The sequence below is a fragment of the Stenotrophomonas forensis genome, assembly GCF_028752115.1.
GTDB lineage: Bacteria > Pseudomonadota > Gammaproteobacteria > Xanthomonadales > Xanthomonadaceae > Stenotrophomonas > Stenotrophomonas forensis.
Window position 1 is genome coordinate 975,043 of sequence record NZ_CP082270.1, and the last position, 19,970, is coordinate 995,012.

The 19,970-nt window shown below is 63.1% G+C and carries 18 protein-coding genes and 1 tRNA gene; 8 read left to right on the forward strand and 11 right to left on the reverse strand.

Translation table 11 applies throughout. The features are described from left to right. Nucleotides 1-32: 32 nt before the first annotated feature. Both K5L94_RS04515 and K5L94_RS04520 read right to left on the reverse strand, forming a co-directional pair. Nucleotides 33-989, reverse strand: a complete 957-nt coding sequence (locus K5L94_RS04515) for a hypothetical protein (protein WP_274512044.1) — start codon at nucleotides 987-989, stop codon at nucleotides 33-35. 437 nt (nucleotides 990-1,426) lie between these two features. Continuing rightward, entirely contained in the window at nucleotides 1,427-2,818 is a 1,392-nt protein-coding gene (locus K5L94_RS04520) for a site-specific integrase (protein WP_274512045.1), read from the reverse strand. A gap of 402 nt (nucleotides 2,819-3,220) precedes the next feature. Between K5L94_RS04520 and K5L94_RS04525 the strand changes: the two genes are divergently transcribed. Both K5L94_RS04525 and K5L94_RS04530 read left to right on the forward strand, forming a co-directional pair. After that, nucleotides 3,221-4,303: an RNase LS family HEPN domain-containing protein gene (locus K5L94_RS04525; protein WP_274512046.1), complete on the forward strand. Its 1,083-nt coding sequence runs from the start codon at nucleotides 3,221-3,223 to the stop codon at nucleotides 4,301-4,303. Next, nucleotides 4,282-4,644: a type II toxin-antitoxin system RnlB family antitoxin gene (locus K5L94_RS04530; protein WP_152236269.1), complete on the forward strand. Its 363-nt coding sequence runs from the start codon at nucleotides 4,282-4,284 to the stop codon at nucleotides 4,642-4,644. The genes K5L94_RS04525 and K5L94_RS04530 overlap by 22 nt, the downstream gene beginning before the upstream one ends. An 82-nt stretch (nucleotides 4,645-4,726) precedes the next feature. On the opposite strand, the gene K5L94_RS04535 is transcribed toward K5L94_RS04530, so the two are convergent. Beyond that, entirely contained in the window at nucleotides 4,727-5,143 is a 417-nt protein-coding gene (locus tag K5L94_RS04535) for a hypothetical protein (protein ID WP_152236268.1), read from the reverse strand. A gap of 178 nt (nucleotides 5,144-5,321) precedes the next feature. Between K5L94_RS04535 and K5L94_RS04540 the strand changes: the two genes are divergently transcribed. Next, a complete protein-coding gene (locus K5L94_RS04540; protein ID WP_274512047.1) occupies nucleotides 5,322-6,851 on the forward strand; it encodes a MobA/MobL family protein in 1,530 nt (509 codons plus the stop codon). A 534-nt stretch (nucleotides 6,852-7,385) separates the two neighbouring features. Here the strand turns inward: K5L94_RS04540 and K5L94_RS04545 are convergent. The 4 genes from K5L94_RS04545 to K5L94_RS04560 form a co-directional block, all read right to left on the reverse strand. Then, nucleotides 7,386-7,859, reverse strand: coding sequence for a hypothetical protein (locus tag K5L94_RS04545; RefSeq protein ID WP_049462955.1), 474 nt, complete (start codon nucleotides 7,857-7,859; stop codon nucleotides 7,386-7,388). Beyond that, entirely contained in the window at nucleotides 7,859-8,146 is a 288-nt protein-coding gene (locus K5L94_RS04550; protein ID WP_241896224.1) for an ECs_2282 family putative zinc-binding protein, read from the reverse strand. The genes K5L94_RS04545 and K5L94_RS04550 overlap by 1 nt, the downstream gene beginning before the upstream one ends. 88 nt (nucleotides 8,147-8,234) lie before the next feature. Then, nucleotides 8,235-9,710, reverse strand: coding sequence for a DUF6538 domain-containing protein (locus K5L94_RS04555; protein ID WP_274512048.1), 1,476 nt, complete (start codon nucleotides 9,708-9,710; stop codon nucleotides 8,235-8,237). A gap of 84 nt (nucleotides 9,711-9,794) precedes the next feature. Continuing rightward, nucleotides 9,795-9,887, reverse strand: a tRNA-Ser gene (locus K5L94_RS04560). Nucleotides 9,888-10,031: 144 nt separating this feature from the next. Here K5L94_RS04560 and dnaX point away from each other — a divergent pair. The 4 genes from dnaX (at nucleotide 10,032) to K5L94_RS04580 (ending at nucleotide 13,577) form a co-directional block, all read left to right on the forward strand. Beyond that, on the forward strand, nucleotides 10,032-12,083 hold the full coding sequence (gene dnaX / locus K5L94_RS04565; RefSeq protein WP_274512049.1) for a DNA polymerase III subunit gamma/tau: 2,052 nt from the start codon (nucleotides 10,032-10,034) through the stop codon (nucleotides 12,081-12,083). A gap of 6 nt (nucleotides 12,084-12,089) precedes the next feature. Next, nucleotides 12,090-12,410 carry a YbaB/EbfC family nucleoid-associated protein gene (locus tag K5L94_RS04570; RefSeq protein ID WP_004154630.1) on the forward strand — a complete coding sequence of 107 codons (321 nt, stop codon included), beginning with the start codon at nucleotides 12,090-12,092 and terminating at the stop codon, nucleotides 12,408-12,410. A gap of 140 nt (nucleotides 12,411-12,550) precedes the next feature. Beyond that, nucleotides 12,551-13,150, forward strand: a complete 600-nt coding sequence (gene recR, locus K5L94_RS04575; protein WP_008267969.1) for a recombination mediator RecR — start codon at nucleotides 12,551-12,553, stop codon at nucleotides 13,148-13,150. A gap of 67 nt (nucleotides 13,151-13,217) precedes the next feature. Further along, nucleotides 13,218-13,577, forward strand: a complete 360-nt coding sequence (locus tag K5L94_RS04580) for a histidine triad nucleotide-binding protein (protein WP_053448932.1) — start codon at nucleotides 13,218-13,220, stop codon at nucleotides 13,575-13,577. Nucleotides 13,578-13,655: 78 nt separating this feature from the next. On the opposite strand, the gene K5L94_RS04585 is transcribed toward K5L94_RS04580, so the two are convergent. Genes K5L94_RS04585 through K5L94_RS04600 form a run of 4 tightly spaced genes read right to left on the reverse strand, consistent with a single transcriptional unit; the run spans nucleotide 13,656 to nucleotide 18,022 of the window. Continuing rightward, complete coding sequence (locus tag K5L94_RS04585; RefSeq protein WP_004154632.1) at nucleotides 13,656-14,183, reverse strand: Slp family lipoprotein; 528 nt, start codon at nucleotides 14,181-14,183, stop codon at nucleotides 13,656-13,658. Further along, nucleotides 14,180-16,129 carry a transglutaminase TgpA family protein gene (locus K5L94_RS04590; protein ID WP_274512050.1) on the reverse strand — a complete coding sequence of 650 codons (1,950 nt, stop codon included), beginning with the start codon at nucleotides 16,127-16,129 and terminating at the stop codon, nucleotides 14,180-14,182. The genes K5L94_RS04585 and K5L94_RS04590 overlap by 4 nt, the downstream gene beginning before the upstream one ends. After that, nucleotides 16,122-17,066: a DUF58 domain-containing protein gene (locus tag K5L94_RS04595; RefSeq protein ID WP_180880860.1), complete on the reverse strand. Its 945-nt coding sequence runs from the start codon at nucleotides 17,064-17,066 to the stop codon at nucleotides 16,122-16,124. The genes K5L94_RS04590 and K5L94_RS04595 overlap by 8 nt, the downstream gene beginning before the upstream one ends. Nucleotides 17,067-17,068: 2 nt before the next feature. Further along, a complete protein-coding gene (locus tag K5L94_RS04600) occupies nucleotides 17,069-18,022 on the reverse strand; it encodes an AAA family ATPase (RefSeq protein ID WP_053448935.1) in 954 nt (317 codons plus the stop codon). Nucleotides 18,023-18,064: 42 nt separating this feature from the next. Between K5L94_RS04600 and K5L94_RS04605 the strand changes: the two genes are divergently transcribed. After that, nucleotides 18,065-19,900, forward strand: coding sequence for a glycosyltransferase family 39 protein (locus K5L94_RS04605; protein WP_053448936.1), 1,836 nt, complete (start codon nucleotides 18,065-18,067; stop codon nucleotides 19,898-19,900). The last annotated feature ends 70 nt before the right edge of the window (nucleotides 19,901-19,970 follow it).

Below are 19,970 nucleotides of genomic sequence, written 5' to 3' on the forward strand. Positions count from 1 at the left end.
TTCCTCACGAACTAAAGCTGCCTTACTGCTATTCAACGGTCTCGTTCTTTGTCTGCCACATAGCGGTGATAAGAGCAGATTGTTTCCCCATACTCTTCTAGGCCAAGTGGTTCTGAACAGACGGCGCACTCGCTGTGCCCCAGCTCAAAGCCGCAGGCGAGGCACATCTCGTCCTCGTAAACATAGGCCTCCTCGCTGCACTCGGGACAGGTATCCAAGGGGTCATGCCCGCCATCCTTTGCAGCAAGGAAGCTTGCGCCAGCAAAGAAGTTAGGGAGTATGCGACCAAGCCACTCCTGATTTGAGCTGGTATGACCGCAAGCTCGACACGCCCACTGGGCCTCAAATGGATTGGTATTTTTGGCTTGAGTTTGCCTGACCAAATGTGAGCTGCACTCCGGGCAGCCCTCGCGTTCAATAGCATCCGTCAGCGAGGTAGGCCCATCGAGTTGAGCGTAAGACGCCCTGCACTCCGCCCTGAGGCGATCTTCAATTTCCTTCTCCGCTACGAGGAGAGCCCAGGAGTCTTCGTCTATCTCGTCCTGAGGGTCGACCTCTAGATGCTTCGGCATGAACTGAGAGAGAAAAATAAGACCATCAGCGAAAGCGCCTCGGATCTGACCCACGTCATCAACGTGGTGGTGCTCGACCCGGTTCCTGACTCCTGTGATCCGCTGCAAGAGGCTGGCGTCCACCTCGATGCCGAGCGACTTAAAGCGGGAAATGATCTCAGAGACATCAACTGTCGTCTTCCCGGACCCCTCAAAGATGACCTTCCCATCGTCATCCAGCGACGGGGTGATTTGCTTCCAAATCAAGATCTCGTCTTCGGGCGACAGTCGGCGAAGCTTCTCTTTACACAGGAGCAGAATGCCTGCGGTAAGATTTCGGACGGCTGAAGATAGGCGGGGTGGGGATCCTTCGTTGAAATCCTCAACGCCTACCTGTATTGCGTTGAGCGCGTTACGGTATATCGGATGCTCCGGCATGACCCATCCCCGCTTGGTTTATTCAAGGATAGAACGTATAGGGCTCGGAAGGGTAGGCTTAAACTGCTTCTTCGGATGAATCGGCAGGGTAATGGGCGGGAAGCTCGGCCCAGGCCAACTTTATTGGAATCGTGCGACGCTTGCATTCGATTGCTGGCGTGGCCCGGGACAAATGGGGCTTGTGAGTGCGTTGTCGGCCGGGTGTGTGGACCGCCACCAGTAGGCCGTCTGGGGACGGAAAAACGTTCAGAACACTCATGCCTCGTCAGCTCCCCTGCGCGACGAATGGATGCATAGATTTACATGCTTCGGGTGAAGCCCTGCTAGGGTGCGAGACGTGGATGTCTCCCCGCACTGGCGCTGAAGGTGCCACCACAACGGTTAAAGCTGTGAGGGGTCCCAGACTCGCCTGGGACGCCTCATCTTCGCCAAGAGGCTTATGGGTAAAATTTGCTACGGTCAGCCAAGGTCGCCCGAAACTGCCCCGCTTGGTAGACCGGAAGCACCACATCAGGGCGATACTTCTCCAGGACTGCGATCTGCTTCGTTCGTGCCTGCGCGGGCTTCTTGTGGAAATAGGCCTCGTGCAGTACAGGGACCCGCTTGCTGATGGAGTGGCCGGTGACCAGGGCAATGTCCTCATCGGCCACCCCCATGTGATGCAGCTCCGTGGCAAGGGTGTGTCGGAAGGCGTGGAACCCGACGCCTTTAGGAAATCCGAGATCCTTCATGTATCTGCTGAACTGGTTGAGGACGCCTTGGCTGTAACGGGCGTTGGTATCGCCATTGTCGCGTCGCACGCCGGCAGACAAGTGGGGGAAGAGGCGAGGATGGCCACAAGCGCGGATGTCCTCGACGAAAGCCAGGAACCCGGCATCGAGCAGCGGTTGGGGAATGGGGAGCGTTCGGACAGCTGCTTTGCCTTTTAGGCTTTGGCGGCTCCGGTTCCTGTCTCTGTGGCTCAGGTCCGCGTCTACCGTCTTCTGAATCTTGATGCACCAAACGCCGCTCTCCTGGACAATGTCTGCGAGCTTCAGCTGAGCGACTTCATTGATACGCGCTCCCGTGTGGAGTCCAATCATCGGCACCCACCACCGGTGGGGCGCTTTCATGGCCCAGGGGATGAACGTGTTGGGGGCAAAGATGCGACGCAGATCTTCTTCGTCAAACAAGCGCTCGGCCTTGTCGGGGTCAATGACCAGGTCCTTCTTCGCCTCTGGGAAAAAGTGCATGGGGGAGCCCACAATGGCTTTTGCTTTGTCCAGTCGGCCAAAGAAGGTGACGAGAAACCTTCGGTGCTTCTCTACGGTGGCCGGTGCGGGCGGTTGGACACGGAGCGCCTTCCCCTGGGCCACCGCCTGCTCATACGTGTAGTTCCGATACTGAGGGTCCGACTGGAGAAGTGGTGGAGCCCAGCGCATCAGCTCCCAGAGTCGGTAGATATGCACGTGGTCGACCCGGGACACCGGAATATCCCCGCAGGCCATCAGGAGCATCTTCAGTGATCGCGCTGTGGCCTCGATGGTGTTGCGTGTCAGGCCCATACGCTCGCGGTCCGCCAGGTAGTCCCGGATCTCGATAGACAGCAATCGAGCGGGGGCGGCGACGGGGAGAGGCTCAGGGTGGCGCGTGCCATTCTTTCCAAGGAGCGCTCGACGGGTCCGCTCGCAGGCGTCGTTGATGATCTCTTGAGCATGGATGGCGGCTTCTCGGCCAGTCACGATCATTTCGCCGATGCGGACGCGGCCGATGCGCACGTTGGTCAGTTTGAGGGTGCCCGTCGGGTCTGCGAGGTAGGAGTTGAGGTGTTTCGAGGTGGGGGAGGTCACTGCGTTGCTTCCATCTGAAGGATGGAAGTACAGATACTGCGGGCCTAAAAATCGTCAACGAAAAATCGGGGTTTTGTTCACGGCCTTAGGCATCGCCTGAGAAGTGCCGTTTTGCATGTTGGCTCAGCCAATCGTACCGCCCCAAGATGCGCTGTCATCTACATTAAAATCAATGGCTTGCGTCCATCGGGATGGCCGATTTTCGGAGTCATTACCGTACTGTTTAACTGAAGTAAGCTAACAGTTCATTTTTTGAACATGAATGAAATATAAATGACGATTCTGTTTTGTTAGCTAGTTCATGTCGGATCATCCAGGTCAACGCCGGACGGCGGCTTGTGTTCCTATCCATGCCTCACAGATCTGTTATCATTTAGTGTTAAGGACGATCAGGGGTCGGCAGTGGCGGAGAAGCGGTTCAAGGACATTTTTCTCGATTGCGCGAAAGTGCAATCCGCTCTGGTGGATGCTGGCGCGACTGATTTGGCCGAGCGCGTCGTGAAGGAAGGGCGACTGACTCACCATAGCGGAGAGCTAAATGGGAAGCGTTTCTTGGTCCAGATCTTCGCCAATAACGGCGGAAAGTTCACCATCGGCAACTCGTCGGGGTTTGATGCGGCGACCTTTGAGGTTCTTGGGGATGCCATCAAGGATCGGTGCGGGTATGGTTCTCCTTCCCCTCTCAATGCGAGTCTCCCTCGTTTCGAGGATGAGAAGGTTGCCTTTGTTTTGGATTACCTGCTTGAGCAGGGCGTGGAAATCAACGGCGACGAGACGACAGCCAACTACAGGCTGATTCGTGTGGTTGGCACAAATGGCGAGCGACTGACTTTCAAGCACTACAAGAATGGCACGTTCCACATGCAAGGCGTGCATGGAAAGGTCGCCGGGTGGGCATTGGATGCAGTGCAAACCATGCTTCCTGTGGACAAGATCCTTGCTCACCAAAAGGACATTTACTCTGTCCCTTTGTCGGTCGAGCAGATCAAGCAGAACCTCGAGGTTAAGATTCCTATCGTTCACGATTACCTTCGTGACGCCGTCCGTATCCAGTTTTCATCCTCGCTGGCGCTCACGCAGGTGGGCATTGACCTGGAAGATTATTCTGCGGTCGCCTACCCCGCGTTGCGAGGACTTGAGGGCTACTGCTTCCAGCTTCTGGGCGAAGAGGGCGGTATCGCGCTAAATGTTAGGGAAAAGCTAGGTGATTATTTTGATTTGGAAGCACCCACGCCGAGAGTCCTGTCTACCTATCAGGCGACCTGCTCACTAGAAGTTCAGCAAACTCTTGTCGAAGGTTACCAGCTGTGGCATAACCTTCGGCACCGTCTCTTCCACATGGACGGCAACGTGGACACCACGCGAATGCTAAAGACGCGTGAAGAGGCAGTCGCCATTGTGGATGAGGTGTTTTCGCTTGTAGAGAGTGGCCATCAACGAATCAGCCGTTCAAAAGGCAAGGTATGCGAAAGTTTGTCGTCATAAGTTCTTCATCGGAAGCCTTCTCGGTCGTCGTCATGGCGACAGGGCAGAGCTTGCCGCAGGAGAACTTGGAAGACGTGGCTGAAGAGCTGCGGCGACGCCAAGTGTTTGGCAATGTCGTATTCGATCTTCTGGCGTCGAACGGCTCTCGCCACTGCCGTTTTTACGAAGCCGACTTTGATGGCTACGCCTTCGATAGCCGCGCTCGATTCAAGGCAGTGCAGCCGGATCCGTGTGTCCGCGAAGCAACGGCGCAATACCTTAAAGGTCACATGGATGAGTTCGACCTCTCCATGCTGACCCCTGCGATGCAGTTCGCCGCCAAGCGCGGCGTGGCCCTATAAAAAGGCTTTTGAACGTCTAGGGAGCCCGGCAGCGCCAGCCTAGTCAGTTGGCGTTGAGTTGGAGTCGCAGTCCTTAAGCTCGTTAGTCGGAGATCCCTGGGAGGTTTGTAACGAACATCTTCTTCTTCGGGGAAATCTTCGGCGTTTGTGACATCCCGGCTAAGGCAGATCCTATCTTGCGCCTTGTATTCTTGTTTTCGCGGCGAGTAAGTATTTCTCGACACGCCTTGCCGGTTTCCCTTGCGCTATCTGTGGTGATGTTGTAATCCCCATTTTTTCCTTGTTGGATTCCGCTGGTTGGATCTGGTTCCCCAAGTTCATTTGCGGCATCTTGAATGGAACGTATGGATGGGAGTGATCGAAGATCCGGTTCCATTTTGCGATCAGGATCCTTTGAGTCGAACGGGTCGCCTGCTTCAGCGGCGCGCGTAATCACTTCAATGGCTGCCGCTTTTTTGTCATCTTCTGCTTCTTTGTCATCAGTCGGTTTGTCGCTCATCCTTAGCTTTCCGATTTCTTAGATTGGTGGACAGTATGGAGGATGAAAGGCAAGAGCGCACTTAGGCATCCTGACGGATGCGTGCGCCAAGGGCTTCGCCCCTGGGACCCCAAGCCTCTGCGAGGCTTGCCAACGGCAAAAGCTGGTCCATAAAGAACCTGTTTTCACAGGAGTCTTTATGGCCATCTTCCACACATCAGTCAAAACCTTCAGCCGAGGCAAAGGCCAGTCCGCCGTCGCTGCAGCCGCCTACCGGGGCGGTCTACTGCTGTCCGATTTCGCGACCGGGCAACAGCACGACTACCGCCGTAGGAGCGGCGTCGTTGAGACTTTCTGCCTCGCTCCCCCAGATGCACCCGATTGGGCGCTGGTGCCCGGCGAGCTTTGGGCCGTGGCCGAAGCCGCCGAGCGCCGCAAAGACGCTACGGTAGCCCGGGAGTTCGAACTATCGTTGCCGCACGAACTCTCCGACGACCAGCGGGCCCATCTGGCCTTTTCCATTGCCGAGGCGTTGGTGGATCGCTACCAGTTCGCCATCCAAGCCAGCATTCACTCCCCTGGGACCCCCGATGGGCTTAATCACCATGTCCACTTGCTGGCAAGCACCAGACGCATCGGACCTGATGGGTTTGGCGAGAAAACGCGTGAGCTCGATGGGGGAGTGTCGGGAAAAGTGCAGGTTCAATGGGTTCGAGAAATGGTCGCGGAAACGACCAACGCACACCTTGAAGCGGCTGGCCTGACGGTCACGATCGATCATCGGAGTCTGGCGGAACAGGCTCGGGCGGCGTCGGACCGAGGGAACGAACTGCAAGCTGCGGCCCTATCGAGAGAACCCACGAAACACCTTGGTAAGGCAGCAACTGCGCTGTCCCGAAAGGGCATGGGCAGCCGGCTGGTAGCGGAGAACGACGCCATTGAGGCCGGCAACGTCGAACATCTGGACCATCTCACTATGCAGGCGGGGCACGAGGGCAGGGCCGTTCCCATGCGTCCGTCAGTCGGTCATGGCCCAGGTGGCCGGCCGCCCTCCATACAGGGCTTGGCTCCTGGATTGGCGATTCGAGGCGTCTCCGGGATGCGGCTGCCTCAGGTCTTGGGCCCCCAGCACGAAGCAACCGAAGGCCAGCGCGCGGTCAGTCTCGCCGAGCGTGTGAGTGATGCCTTGCGCGACCTGCAGGACATCGCGCGCGCCAGGGCAGACCTGTCGACCCAGCGCATCCGTGCTGGTCTCGAATGGGTTCAAGCCGAACTCGCGCGGGCTGGAGAGACGGTCCCCTTGCGGCAGTGGATCACCAAGGCGGTTCTCCAAGTCCGGGCACTGCGAGCGGCAATCCTAGGACGTGCCTTGCGATTCGTGTCGCTGGGTAGGGCGGAACGTCTGTGCCACATCGCCCAGCACGAGTGGGAGCGCTTCAACACGGACTATCCCATCGGGACCAATGGCTACTCTCGGCCCGAATGGACGCAGCGGCGTGAGCGCCGTCTGGCGGCCCTTGAGCAGCGGACAACGGAGCTAGAGAAGGCGCGGTTGCGCGGGTCGGCTGAGGCGCTGGCAGAGGTGGATGCGGACATCCTTCGCAAGGCGGAGGAGTTGGAGGCGATGCCGTCACCGCCGCAGTTCTTTCTTGAGCGCCAAGTGGCTCCCTCAGTTGCCGCGGACTCCCCAGTGCCAGTTTTGAAGCCACGATCGCCATCCCTCCATTGAACGAAAGAGCCCCGCGAATGCGGGGCTTTGTCTTTTAGTGGATTGTGGGTCCAGACGGCTTGCGAGGAGAGGGGGCAGGGGCCAAGCCGCGTGCCTTGCGCCATTCCTCTTGCGAAACGAAGGTGGGCGGCACCTGATCACGGCTCACGGTTGCAGCCCTCGGGGCAGGTCGCGCTCCTGTGCTGGGCACATAGGCTTGTTGCGCTTGGCCAGCAGGGGATGCGGCGAACCGGCGCATCAGCGCGGCTGCCACATCCAAGGCATGTTGGATGTCGGCTTCGCGTTCGGCGACATCTCTGGTTCCGCTCTGCGCCATGAGTGCCGGAAGAATACGGCTGGCGATGCGAAGTTCTACGTTGGCGGGCATTGGATCTCTGAAGCTCTCATTGTGAAGGTATTCACATCGAAGCACTTCATCCAAGATTGGCAAGGGACGGAACCTGCTTTGGTTCACAGATCTGGAAGTTGCCTTCCAATGCCTAGGCAGAGGGGGGCTCTCGAGCTTAGATTCCATCGGGCCAACGCCGACACTAGCTAGATCGTGGGGTAGACCACCTTCTCATTGTGGTCTTTGTGGTCATCGGACCAAATCAGTCGGACGGGCTGCTTGCTTTGTGTCTCGTAATGCACCGCCGCGATGAGATCAACCGACTGATGCGGCTCCATCTGCTCCAGTGGGAACTTGGAGTCTATGTCCGACTGCATGAGGCAATCCGTGCCCTCCAGAGGTTCCAGGCGCACATTTCGGGCAACGGCCTTGCCCTTGTTGAACACCTTGAGGCGATATTTGTTGCTGCCCAGCTTGTTGAACGAGGCCCCCAGGTCGGCCTTCTTTGCGTTGGTCGCCTCCACAGACTCTTTAGCCATGAGAAGCCGGTTGAGCTCTTCTTGAGTTTCGTTCAACTTTTTCTGACGCCTGTTGAACAAAAGAGTCATCACGGTCGCGACGGCGGACAACGCCAGCGCCGCCGCCGCAATCACATCGCCCGTGTCAAAGCTAATAGGCATCATTTAATCCTGAAGTTTTTGTTGCCCCGAAATGCATTCTTCAGAGTGTCGTGCAGATGCTTTTGTAGGTCCTGCGTAACCTGCTTTTTGACCTCATTGAGATGCTCCTCAATGTTCTCTGCGTTGGCCTCTTTCAGTTCATCGCGGGTCAACACTCGTTCGCAGCCTGCGCACTTCATCGGTGCTTCGCCGGAAGTCTCCTCTTCTTCGTATTCAAACTGCGTGCCGGCACATGTGGGGCAGGTCAACGTAATGGAGCGAGAGTATTTTTCGGTGTTGAACGACATCGTATGCCCCCTGTCGGTCTTGGTAGTCTCGGGTTTCCCGTCTTTTCCTATTTACCATGCTGTCCAGCATTCGCAAGCCCGGGCTTGTTCATTGTTTAAGCAGCCCTGTGAGGGCTGACAGATTGAGTCCATAGGAAAGGACGGCTAACCCCGGCGAGACGCCTTTAAGGCCTTCCAGCTTTTCCCGGACCGTGAAGGTCCTGCTGTAGGTCGAATGGTGCTCGTCGTCCAGCTCATGGCCCACCAGTTGGGCCCGGAGCTCGGACACCACGCCAGCCCCCTGGAGCTCTTGAATCAGTGTCTTCCGAAGTGAGTGGAAGCCACGCTTGGCTTCCGGCCAGTTTGCCCCGACCTGTTCCAGGTGTCGGCCGAACGCCTTGGTGATCCAGTTGCCTGCCCCGTTCTTCGCATTTGCCTTGGCAGCGGGGAAGAGGCGCGGTGCCTTCTGGGCTCGAAGGGTGCCCACCCAGTCCAAGAAGCCCAGCTCAATGAGGTCGGGATGCACGGGGATGGTGCGCAGGCTGACCTCGGTCTTGACCTTCTGGTGCTCCCCCTCGTCAGAAATGCGAATGCAGGGCAGTCCGTCCACCGTCAAGACATCCTCGACCAAAAGCTGACCGACCTCCGAGGCTCGGGCACCCGTGTAGAGGCCCAGCAACGCGGCCCAACGGGCGGACAGGGCCAGGTCTTGGAACGCTGCCGGTGCGAACAGCGCTTGGACTTGGTGGGCATCGTAGGCCTTGAAGCCAAACTTCTTCCGAGCGCGCTTTTCCCGGGTCGAATAGGTGATGTGGCCGGAAGCCGGGTTGTCGCCCTTGGGATAGTGGCCGGAGGCCATGGCCCACTCGAAAAACCCGCCCTTGCCCCCGATATAGGACTGTTTATTGGTCAGGGTGGGGGTGGCTGCGCCGCCATCTCGCATGAACTGATACCAGCGGGCCAAGTCGGACCGGGTGACCGAGTGGAGTTTGGCCTTTTCCCCCAGGAAGGACACCAGTGCCTCGATGGCGGTCTTTTTAATGGTGAACGTTTTGGGGAGGCAGCCGGGCTGGATGCTGGCCAGCCAAGCGTCGCGGGCCTTGCCCAAGGTGATGGTCTCCACAGCGGGCTTGGTTACCCGACGGGCCACGGGCATGGGCGGCACACCCTCTCGGATCAACTCGCTCAGCTCACTGGGCTGAGAGGCAGAGAGCTCCATCAACTGCTGATAGAGCCTGACATCGTCCGGCGTATCGATTTGCCAGTGCTCAGTCACCGTGCCATCGGCCGCCTTGGTCCGATTCAAGATCAACTGCTGTAGCGGGTCGCCGTCGGTCAAGCGCCTGAGCAGCGCGTCGATGTCCTCTTCCTTGATTCCCATGCGTTGCTCCCTCAACACGTCGAAGGCTTGAGCATAGCGCGCCGCCAGTTGCAGGGCGCGCAACTGGGCCACGGCCAGCTCGGACGTGCGCAGGGTGCGCTTGAAAATGCGTCGGCCAACGATGGCCTGGAGATCGGTGGGGACTCGTTGCCGGAAAAACCAGAGCCCTGAGGGCGCGCGGACGAGGTGGTGTGGGATGCGCATCGAGAGATGTGTCCCGATTTGTGTCCCGCTGAAGGTCACCCCAGAAAAGCAAAAACCCCTGCGTAAACAGGGGTTTGCGTAATCTGGCGGAGAGAGGGGGATTCGAACCCCCGAAGCGCGGTTTAGACGCTTACACACTTTCCAGGCGTGCTCCTTCAACCACTCGGACACCTCTCCGGATCCCTGCCATCGGCAAACGCCTCAGCAGGGGCGCAGATTCTAGCGGGCCGTGCGGCACTTCACAAGCACCCTGGTCAGGAACCTGCGAGGGGCGTGCCGGGGGCGAGGGGGCTGGACAGGCATGGCACAATGGAGCATCCGATGGAAGACGGTGGCCTGATGTCCTATCTCGTCCTTGCCCGCAAGTGGCGTCCGAAGCGTTTTGCCGAGCTGGTGGGCCAGGAACACGTGGTCCGTGCGCTCAGCAATGCGCTGGACAGTGGCCGGGTCCACCATGCGTTCCTGTTCACCGGTACGCGTGGCGTGGGCAAGACCACCATCGCGCGCATCTTCGCCAAGTCGCTGAACTGCGAGCAGGGCACCAGCGCCGACCCGTGTGGCCAGTGCGCGGCCTGCCTGGACATCGACGCCGGCCGTTACATCGACCTGCTGGAGATCGACGCCGCGTCCAACACCGGCGTGGACGACGTGCGCGAGGTGATCGAGAACGCGCAGTACATGCCGTCGCGCGGCAAGTTCAAGGTCTACCTGATCGACGAAGTGCACATGCTGTCCAAGGCGGCGTTCAACGCGCTACTGAAGACGCTGGAAGAGCCGCCGGAACACGTCAAGTTCCTGCTGGCCACCACCGACCCGCAGAAGCTGCCGGTGACCGTGCTCAGCCGCTGCCTGCAGTTCAATCTCAAGCGCCTGGACGAGGATCAGATCCAGGGCCAGATGACCCGCATCCTGGCGGCGGAAGACATCGAGGCCGACGACAGCGCGATCGTGCAGCTGGCCAAGGCCGCTGACGGCAGCCTGCGTGACGGCCTGTCGCTGCTGGACCAGGCGATCGCCTATGCCGGCGGCGCGCTGCGCGAGGACGTGGTGCGCACCATGCTGGGCACGGTCGACCGCACGCAGGTGGCGGCGATGCTGGATGCGCTGGCCGAGGGCGATGGCCCGCGCCTGTTGCAGGTGGTGGCCGCGCTGGCCGAGTTCTCGCCGGACTGGAGTGGCGTGCTGGAAGCGCTGGCCGAAGGCCTGCACCGTATCCAGGTGCAGCAGCTGGTGCCGGGTGCGGCCGTTGCCGAAGGCCTGGATGCCACCGCCTTTGCCGAGCGCCTGCGCCCTGAAGTGGTGCAGCTCTGGTACCAGATGGCCTTGAACGGTCGTCGTGACCTGCCGCTGGCGCCGAGCCCGCGTGCCGGCTTCGAGATGGCGGTCCTGCGCATGCTGGCGTTCCGCCCGGCCGCCGCGGTACCGCCGGTACCGAAGTCGGTGGACGGTGCAGCAGGAGGCAACGTTGCCGGTGGTGGCAGCGGCGCCGGGACCCACGATGCGACGCCGGCCGCTGCCGCCGCTTCGGCAGGCCCGGCCGCGACGGCACAGGTGGCTGCCCCAATGCAGGCCGCACCGCGCGAACCCGATCCCGAACCTGAGCCGGCCCCGCAACCGGAGCCGGACCCGACGCCGGAACCCGAACCAGTGCCGGTGCAAGAGCCCGTGCAGCCGCCGCCGATGAAGGCCGACGTGGAAGCGCAGATGCCGCCGGCTGAGCCAGCGGCGAGCGACGACCTGCCGCCGTGGGCCACCGATGAGGCCGAGGCCCGCGACGAGGCGCTGGCGGTCGAGATGGCCGGCCCGGACGCGGCCATGGTGGCGCCCTGGCAGGAACCGCCGAGCCCGATGGCAGTACCTGCTGAAGCGGAACCTGCCGAGCGGGAGCGTCCATTCCGCACCGAAGGCATCGCCATCGCCCCGGCCGAGCCGGCGATGGTGCGCGACGCCGCGCCGCTGGAAGGTGTCAGCGAACTGGGCAGCGCCGAGGACTGGCTGGATCTGGTCGCCAACAGCGGCCTCAGCGGCCCTTCGCGACAGCTGGCCGCCAACGCCGCCTTCATCAGCTGCCAGCACGGGACCTTGAAACTGGGCCTTTCGCCCGGATTTGAATACCTGCGCTCCGAGCGCGCGCTGGCTGCCCTGAGCGAGATGTTGCAGAAGGCCCTTGGCCAGGCGCCGAAGATCGTGGTCGAGACCGTGGAAACCGAACACGTTCCGGCCGAGACCCTGCACCAGCGGGCCGACCGCCAGCGTGGCGAGCGGCAGCAGGTGGCAGAGGCCGTTTTCATGGACGACCCGGAAGTGCAGGTGCTGATCCAACAGCACGGTGCGCGGGTTGTTTCCGATTCCATCCGTACTTTTGACGAGTAAGACACCATGCGCGGAAACATCGCCCAACTGATGCAGCAGGCCCAGAAGATGCAGGAGAACCTGCAGAAGGCCCAGGAAGAAATCGCCAAGATCGAAGTGACCGGCAGCGCCGGTGGCGGCATGGTCAGCGTGACCCTGACCGGCGCCAAGGAGTGCCGCAAGGTGCGCATCGACCCGTCGCTGGCCAGCGACCCGGAAATGCTGGAAGACCTGATCGCGGCCGCCTTCAACGACGCCTCGAACAAGATCGATGCCGAGTCGAAGTCGAAGATGGGTTCGGCCACCGCGGGCATGCAGCTGCCGCCGGGCATGAAGCTGCCGTTCTGATGCGTGATATGGCACCCGGTTATCGGGTGCCATCGACCGCGTAGAGTCGAGCTTGCTCGACGCCACCGGGCGCTTCAGTCGAGCAAGCTCGACTCTACACATAGCCGTCGAGCTTGCTCGACTCTACAAAGCCTGTCGCCGTGTCCGCACCCCTGCTTGAACAATTGATCGACGCACTGCGGGTGCTGCCTGGCGTGGGCCAGAAGACCGCGCAGCGCATGGCCTACCATCTGCTCGAACGCGAGCGCGAAGGTGGCCAGCGCCTGGCCGAGACCCTGGCGCTGGCGGTGGAGCGCATCGGCCACTGCGCGCAGTGCCGCGACTTCAGCGAAACCGAGCTGTGCCCGACCTGTGCCAACAGCAGCCGCGAACGCAGCCAGCTGTGCGTGGTCGAATCGCCGGCCGACCGCCTGGCCATCGAGAACGCAACGGGGTTCCGTGGCGTCTACTTCGTGCTGCAGGGCCGGTTGTCGCCGCTCGATGGCATCGGCCCGCGCGAACTGGGGCTGGAGCAGCTGGAGAACCGCCTGGCCGAAGGCGAGGTGCAGGAGTTGATCATCGCCACCAGCGCGACCGTCGAGGGAGAGGCCACCGCGCACTACCTGGCGCAGCTGGCACGCGCGCGCAAGGTGCAGCCCAGCCGCCTGGCACAGGGCCTGCCGCTCGGCGGCGAGCTTGAATACGTTGACCGCGGCACGCTGTCGCACGCGTTCGGAACGCGCAGCGAATTCCGCGATTGAGCAGGCGCTGGGCATGGCCCGGCGCGGCCGGCCTACAATGCGGACGACATCCCCGCCGAGGCCGACCATGAGCACCGAAACCCTCTTCAGCAAGATCATCCGTCGCGAGATCCCGGCCACCATCGTCTACGAGGATGACGAGGTGCTGGGCTTCAAGGACATCGCGCCGCAGGCGCCGGTGCATGTGCTGTTCATTCCGAAGAACGAGGTCATCCCGACCCTGGACGACCTGCAGCCGTCGCAGGCGCACCTGATCGGCAAGCTGGCACTGGCCGCGGCCGAGTACGCGCGCCGCGAGGGTTTTGCACAGGACGGCTACCGCGTCGTGATGAACTGCCGCGAGCATGCCGGGCAGACCGTGTTCCACATCCACATGCATCTGCTTGCCGGTGGACCGCTGGGCCATTTCGGTTCGCCGGGGCGCTGAATCCCCCGTCCACGCCCTGCGTGGATGAAAAAAGGCCGCCCGAGGGCGGCCTTTTCCGTCATGCATGCCGGCTGGCGATTACCACCAGCCCCAACGGCCGTAGCCGCCCCAGTACGGGCCATACGGACCCGGGCCCCACGGACCATAGGGGTAGGGCACCACATCGACCTGGCGCTGTTCCGGCCACAGGTAGATCACGTCGGCCGACAGCTTCGGCAGGCGATAGTCGTAGTCGCCGATGCGGGTGTTCTGGTAGCCATCGATCTTGCCGATGAAGGTCACGTCGCGGCCGGCTTCAAACACGGCCGGGTCGTAGAAACCGGCGCGGCAGGCGATGAAGCGGCCGTCGCTGGCGTCGGACGAGGTGGTGTTCGGGCGGCCACTGGCATTGAGCGGGCGCGAGATCATCTGGAAGCAGGTCTCGCCCTGGCCAGGCTTGGTTTCGATGATGCGACCGCCCCAACGGACCGGCGTGCCGACCTGCTGGGTGGCGACCGAGTCGCGGGGGGAGACCAGGCTGAACTGTCCCTGCAGCGGCTTGGGAGCCGTGGCGCAGGCCGACAGGGCCAGCGTGGCCACGGCGGTGAGGAAGAACTTGGTGTTCATGGGGAGGCTCCGGAAGTCGGGCGATGCCTGCGCAGGTCCCGCAATAATGAAGCGAGGTCGGTGCAAGTTCCAGCGTAACGCGCGTCGGCGAAACGCTGGCTGAGTGCGAGGAGAGCAGGAGCGGGCCGCTGGGCGTGTACCCGATGCGCCCAGTCCCGTGCGGTTTCATGCGGCTCCCGGGCCAGGCCGAGGCGCGCATAGCGCCGGCCCAAGCGGTGCCAGGCGCGCAGCAGCGGATCACGTTCGCGTTCGCCGCGGGCCAGCAGCCAGGCCATCCAGGCCAAGGCCAGCAACGCGGCGATCACGAAGCCAGCGGCCAGCTGACCAGGGCCAAGCTCGTCCAGCCCGAACGGCTTGAGCAGCTGCTGCTGGCGGCGTGCGTCGAAGGACAGCACCAGATCGTTCCAGCCGCGGCGCAGCCAGTCGCCCATCTGCCCAAGTTCCAGCAGGCGCTGCTGCATCGGGTTGCCGGTGCCAGCCTGCAGGCGGTCGTCGAGGGTATCGAGGATGCGTTCGGGCGCCACTGCAGCGGTGGGATCGATCCGTACCCAGCCGCGCTGCGGCAGCCACACCTCGGCCCACGCATGGGCATCCATCCGTCGCACGATCCAGTAATCGCCAAGGCGATTGCGGGTGCCGCCGGCGAATCCGGTGACCACCCGTGCCGGAATGCCGGCATTGCGCATCAGCACCACGAAGGCGGAACTGAAGTGCTCGCAGAAGCCGGCCTTGTAGCCGAACAGGAACTCGTCGACCGGGTCGCGCCCGGCCTGCGGCGTTTCCAGCGTGTAGGAGAAATCGGTGGTGATCCATTGCAGCGCGCGGCGGACGATGGCCGCGTCATCGTTGCCTGCGTCATGCCGCCATTGGCGTGCCAGGGTGGCGGTGCGTGGATTGAAGCCATCGGGCAACTGCAGCGCCGCGCGCCGCAGATACGGCGACAGGGTGCTGTCGAAGCGCCGTGGTGGCGCCGATTGCAGCCGCCAGCGGCTGAGCGAGGCCAGCGCTCGGTCGCTGCTCAGGCTCATGTCCGCATCCAGGGTGCTGCCTGCGGGCGCCTGGCCCGGCAGATCCAGCGCGACCAGCTGGCGACGGTCGGTCGGCTCGTAATCGATCTGGTAGTCCCAGCGCTGCGTGCCGGCCTCCACCACTGCGGGCGTCCGCCGCGCGCTGGCAGGGTCGCGCATCCAGCGTCGTCCATCGAATGCGGTCAGCACCGGCCCACGCCAGTAGCGCTGCGCCGCTTCGGGTACGGCACCGAAGAACTGCACGCGCAGTGCGGGCGTGTCGTCGGCCATCAGGTCCAGCCACTGGCCCGGTTCCATGCTGTCGGACAGCCCCGGGGTGCCGACGGCGCGCTCGGGTACCCCCCACAGTGGCGTCGCCAGGCGCGGGAACAGCCAGAAGCAGGCCAGGGCCAGCGGCAGCCCGATCGCCAGCAGGCGACCCACGCCGCGCAACTGCCCGTACAACGGCACTCGGCCTGCATGGCCTTCATCCTGGGCCAGGCGTTGCAGGGCCAGCAGCGCGCTGATGCCTGCCAACGCCGCCAGCACGGTTGTCAGCGGTCCCTGGTCGAGCAGGAACGCCGCAAACGGCGAGAACAGCGCGAAGCCGAGCAGGCTGCGGGCATCGCGAAGGCTGCGCAGTTCGCTGGACTTGATCGCCAGCATCGCGGCCAGCAGGGCACAACCGGTATCGCGCCCGGGGCGCACGATGCCCATCTGCCAGACGATGGCGGCGAGCATGCCGAGCACCAGCAGCAGGCGTACCGGCATCGGCAGCACCTTCCGCCATGACAGGAATGCAGTCACCACCGCTGTGGCTGCGATGACGCCGGCCAACAGTGGCGGCAGCTGCAGCAGCAACGGCAACAGCGCCAGCGCCGCGCTGGCCAGGGTCCAGCTGCGGGCAGTGCGATCGATCAGGGCAGGGGTCTCAGCCATGCGGCAACAACGCCAGTGCACGCAGGCACAGGTGGTGATGGCCGGCCCCCTGGCCAGGGCCGATCGCAGGATGCGCCGGCAGCAGCAGGGTGTAGCGCCGGCCCTCGCGCTCGGCCACATCCACCCAGCGTGCCAATCGCGCGATGCGGGCTTCGTGCCCCAGCGGCGCCAGCGTGCGCCAGTCGAGGATCACTTCGATGCCGATCGGCTTTTCATACTCGCGCACCAGCAGGCTGTCGCGGCGCGCGGAGTGCTTCCATGAAATGCTGCGCGGCGCATCGCCTGCACGATAGGGGCGCAGCTGGTGCAGTTCTTCGCCACTGGCATGGGCACGCGTGTGCAGTGGATCGTTGCCGCTCTCCGGCAAGGCCGGGGCCAGCGCCTCGGCCAACGGATAGACCAGCAGCGGCTGTTCCGGCCACACCCACGACCACGCGCGCACCAGCCCCAGCGGCTGGGTGGTGGACAGGCGGATGCGCGGCAGCTCCAGCCATCCGCGGCGCTCACTGGGGACTTCCAGTTCGACCTCGCCACGCCCCTGTGGCGGCAGTGAGGTCCAGGCTTCGCTGTCACCCAGTTGCAGGTGCAGCCCATGCCGCGCACGCGGATCACGCAGCGACAGGTCCACGCGCAGGCGCAGCGGTTGCCCGGCCGCAACCGGTTCTGCCGAGATCGCATCGACCTGTACACCGGAAAGCTGCAGGTGCGCGGCGATGGCACTGGCAATCGCCGCTGCGGCCAGCAGCAGTGCCAGCAGCAGTGCCGGGTTGTTGTTGTAGTTCAACGCCCCCAGCAGCATCGCGACCAGCAGGGTGGCGACGAACAGCCCGAAACGCGTGGGCAGCACATAGATGCGATGGCGGTCGAGCTGCTGCGGCAGCGTTTCGGGCCGGCGCGGACGTGCCAGCAGCCGTAGTCGGGCCCAGCGCGTGGTCACCCTCAGTCCACCGCGACGGTCTGCAGGATCGCCCGCGCCAGCGCCGGTCCTGAGCTGGACTCGGCCTCGGCCACCAGCCGATGCCCGGCCACGGCCACGAACAGCGTCTGCACATCCTCGGGGACCACATGGCTGCGGCCCAGCAGCAGCGCATGCGCCCTGGCCGCGCGCAGCAGCGCCAGGCCGGCGCGCGGTGACAGGCCCACCCGTACGCCCGCGTGCTGGCGGCTGCGGGTCAGCAACGCCTGCACATAGTCGACCAGCGCGTCGCTGGCATGAATGTGGCCGACCGCTTCACGCAGCGCGCGGACCTGCGTGTCATCCAGCTTCGGTACCGCGCGCGCGATCAGGTCACGACGATCGGTTCCACGCAGCAGCTCGCGCTCCGCCTGGGCGTTGGGGTAACCCATCGCCAGGCGCAGCAGGAATCGATCCAGCTGCGAATCGGGCAGCGGGAAGGTGCCTGACAGGTCCACCGGGTTCTGCGTGGCGATCACGAAGAACGGATCGGGCAGCGGATGGGTCTGTCCGTCCAGGGTGACCTGCTGTTCGGCCATGGCTTCCAGCAGCGCACTCTGCGTGCGCGGGGGCGCGCGGTTGATCTCGTCGGCCAGCAGCACGTGGGTGAACACGGGGCCGGCATGGAACTGGAACTGGCGGCTGCCGGCCTCGTACACCGACACGCCCAGTACATCGGCCGGCAGCAGGTCGGAGGTGAACTGCACGCGCTGGAAGGTGAGGCCGAGGCTGCTGGCCAGTGCATGCGCCAATGTGGTCTTGCCGAGCCCGGGCAGATCTTCGATCAGCAGATGCCCGCCGGAAAGCAGGGCGACAAACGCCAGCCTGACTTCCGGCACCTTGCCCAGCACCAGTGCGTTGACCTGATCCTGTGCCTCCCGCAGGGCCTGACGCAATTGATCGGTTAGCATGCTGGGATTGGGGGACGAAGCTGGCATGATCGTCTCAGTTCTGAATTTCACTTGATTATCCATAGAGCAATGCAAGGCGAACAGCGCGCACGGGCAATTTTTCTCTGGTTGTGGACGCTGGTCACAGCGGCCAAGCTGGTGGTGGCTGCGCGCCTGCCATTGTTCGTCGACGAGGCGTTCTATTGGCAGGAAGGGCAGCATCTGGCTGCGGCCTATTCCGATCTGCCCGGGCTGACTGCATGGCTGGCACGGCTGGGCGTGGAGATCGGCGGCCATCACGTGCTGGCATTGCGACTGCCGTTCCTGGCCATCGGTGCGCTGCTGCCATTGCTGGTGGTGCGCACGGCCACGCGCTGGTTCGGCAACGTGGCGGGCTGGCAGGCGGGCAGCCTCACGCTGTTGATGCCGCTGTCGGCGACGCTGGGCCTGCTGGCGGTGCCGGATGTGCCGATGGCGCTGGCGGCGGTGATCTGCCTGCATGCCGGTGCGCGCCTGCTGCACAACGTGGATGCATCATCGGCGATGAAGCTGGCGCTGGGCCTGATGATCGGCGCCCTCAGCCACTACCGTTTCATCGGCGTCATCGGTGTTGGCTTCATTGCATTGCTGGCGCTGCCACAGGGCCGGCGCATGCTGGCCGATCCGCGCGTATGGGTTGCGTTGGCGGTGGGTGTACTGGCCTGGCTGCCGTTGCTGGCATGGAATGCCGACAATCACGATGCCGGCCTGAAGTTCCAGGTGGTCGAGCGGCATCCCTGGACGTTCGAGTGGAACGGGCTGTGGTTCCTGGTGATCCAGCCGATGCTGGTCACCCCGATCCTGTGCATGGCGATGTGGAAGGTGGCGCTGGCCGGTACCCGCAGCGGCGGCGGTACGCGCGTGCAATGGCGCTACTTCGGCCTGGTGGGCGGTGTATCCACGCTGGGCATTTTCCTGCTCGGCTTCTTCACCGACGTCGAGCGCATCAGTTTCCATTGGCCGCTGCCGGGCTACCTGGCGTTGCTGGTGGCGGTGCCGGTGGTGCTCAACAGCTGGCCACGCTGGCTGCGCCGCACCGGCTGGTGGCTGGCGGGCGCGGGCATGGTGCTGGCCTTTGGCTATTACCTGATGGCCTCCACGCCATCGCTGCGCGAGCAGCTGGCAGGCAGCAAGTACTACCCGCGCAATTTCGCAGGCTGGCAGCCGCTGGCCGCAGCCGTGCGCGAAGAACTGCAGCAGATGCCGGCGGGTACGCGCGTGCTGGCCGGCAACTTCAAGGTAGGGGCCGAACTGGGCTTCCAGCTGGGCGACGGTGACATTGAAGTGCTGCCGCACCCGCTCAACGACAAGCATGGGCGGACCGCGCAGCTTGCACAGTGGGACCTGCTGCACGCGGGTACACGCTCGGCGCCGATGCTGCTGGTGCTGTCGCCCAGCGATCAGCGCTACCGCGACCTGCTGGCGCGCTATCACGCCATCTGCGAACAGGTGGGGCCCTTGCCTGCACCGCGCGTGGTCAGCAGCGATCATGGATTCCAGCGCTTCCTGCTGTTCCGGTTGCCGCCGCAGCGTGCCTCGGGCGCATGCGTGACCCCGGCGATGGCGTGGCTGGATGCGCCTGCCAATGGCGAGAAAGTGTCCGGCACCCTCGCCATCCGCGGGTGGGCCTTCAAGGATGGCGTCGGCCTGGCAGGTGTCGAGGTGCTGGTCGATGGACGCTCGATCGGAAGCGCTCGCTATGGCCGTGTCTTCGATGTTCGCCAGACCTGGCCGGACAGTACCGATCCGCAGCATCCGGCCGTGGGCTTTGATGCCACCCTGGACACGAGCACGCTGGCACCGGGCCGGCACTGGATGGGCCTGCGCCTGCACGGCCACGATGGCAGCGTGGAGGAATGGCAGGAGCAGCCGTTCGAGGTTCGTTGAACCTGCTTTTGTAGAGTCGAGCCATGCTCGACTGCTCTTACCTGGCCTCCTGCCATCTACAGCAGAAGCA

Coding starts and splice junctions, on each gene's coding strand:
- K5L94_RS04540 (WP_274512047.1), top strand. CDS start 5,322: ATGGCCATCTTCCACACATCAGTCAAAACCTTCAGCCGAGGCAAAGGC.
- K5L94_RS04570 (WP_004154630.1), top strand. CDS start 12,090: ATGCGCGGAAACATCGCCCAACTGATGCAGCAGGCCCAGAAGATGCAG.
- K5L94_RS04515 (WP_274512044.1), bottom strand. CDS start 989: ATGCCGGAGCATCCGATATACCGTAACGCGCTCAACGCAATACAGGTA.
- K5L94_RS04580 (WP_053448932.1), top strand. CDS start 13,218: ATGAGCACCGAAACCCTCTTCAGCAAGATCATCCGTCGCGAGATCCCG.
- K5L94_RS04530 (WP_152236269.1), top strand. CDS start 4,282: ATGCGAAAGTTTGTCGTCATAAGTTCTTCATCGGAAGCCTTCTCGGTC.
- dnaX (WP_274512049.1), top strand. CDS start 10,032: ATGGAAGACGGTGGCCTGATGTCCTATCTCGTCCTTGCCCGCAAGTGG.
- K5L94_RS04585 (WP_004154632.1), bottom strand. CDS start 14,183: ATGAACACCAAGTTCTTCCTCACCGCCGTGGCCACGCTGGCCCTGTCG.
- K5L94_RS04590 (WP_274512050.1), bottom strand. CDS start 16,129: ATGGCTGAGACCCCTGCCCTGATCGATCGCACTGCCCGCAGCTGGACC.
- K5L94_RS04545 (WP_049462955.1), bottom strand. CDS start 7,859: ATGCCTATTAGCTTTGACACGGGCGATGTGATTGCGGCGGCGGCGCTG.
- K5L94_RS04550 (WP_241896224.1), bottom strand. CDS start 8,146: ATGTCGTTCAACACCGAAAAATACTCTCGCTCCATTACGTTGACCTGC.
- K5L94_RS04605 (WP_053448936.1), top strand. CDS start 18,065: ATGCAAGGCGAACAGCGCGCACGGGCAATTTTTCTCTGGTTGTGGACG.
- K5L94_RS04535 (WP_152236268.1), bottom strand. CDS start 5,143: ATGAGCGACAAACCGACTGATGACAAAGAAGCAGAAGATGACAAAAAA.
- K5L94_RS04555 (WP_274512048.1), bottom strand. CDS start 9,710: ATGCGCATCCCACACCACCTCGTCCGCGCGCCCTCAGGGCTCTGGTTT.
- K5L94_RS04600 (WP_053448935.1), bottom strand. CDS start 18,022: ATGCCAGCTTCGTCCCCCAATCCCAGCATGCTAACCGATCAATTGCGT.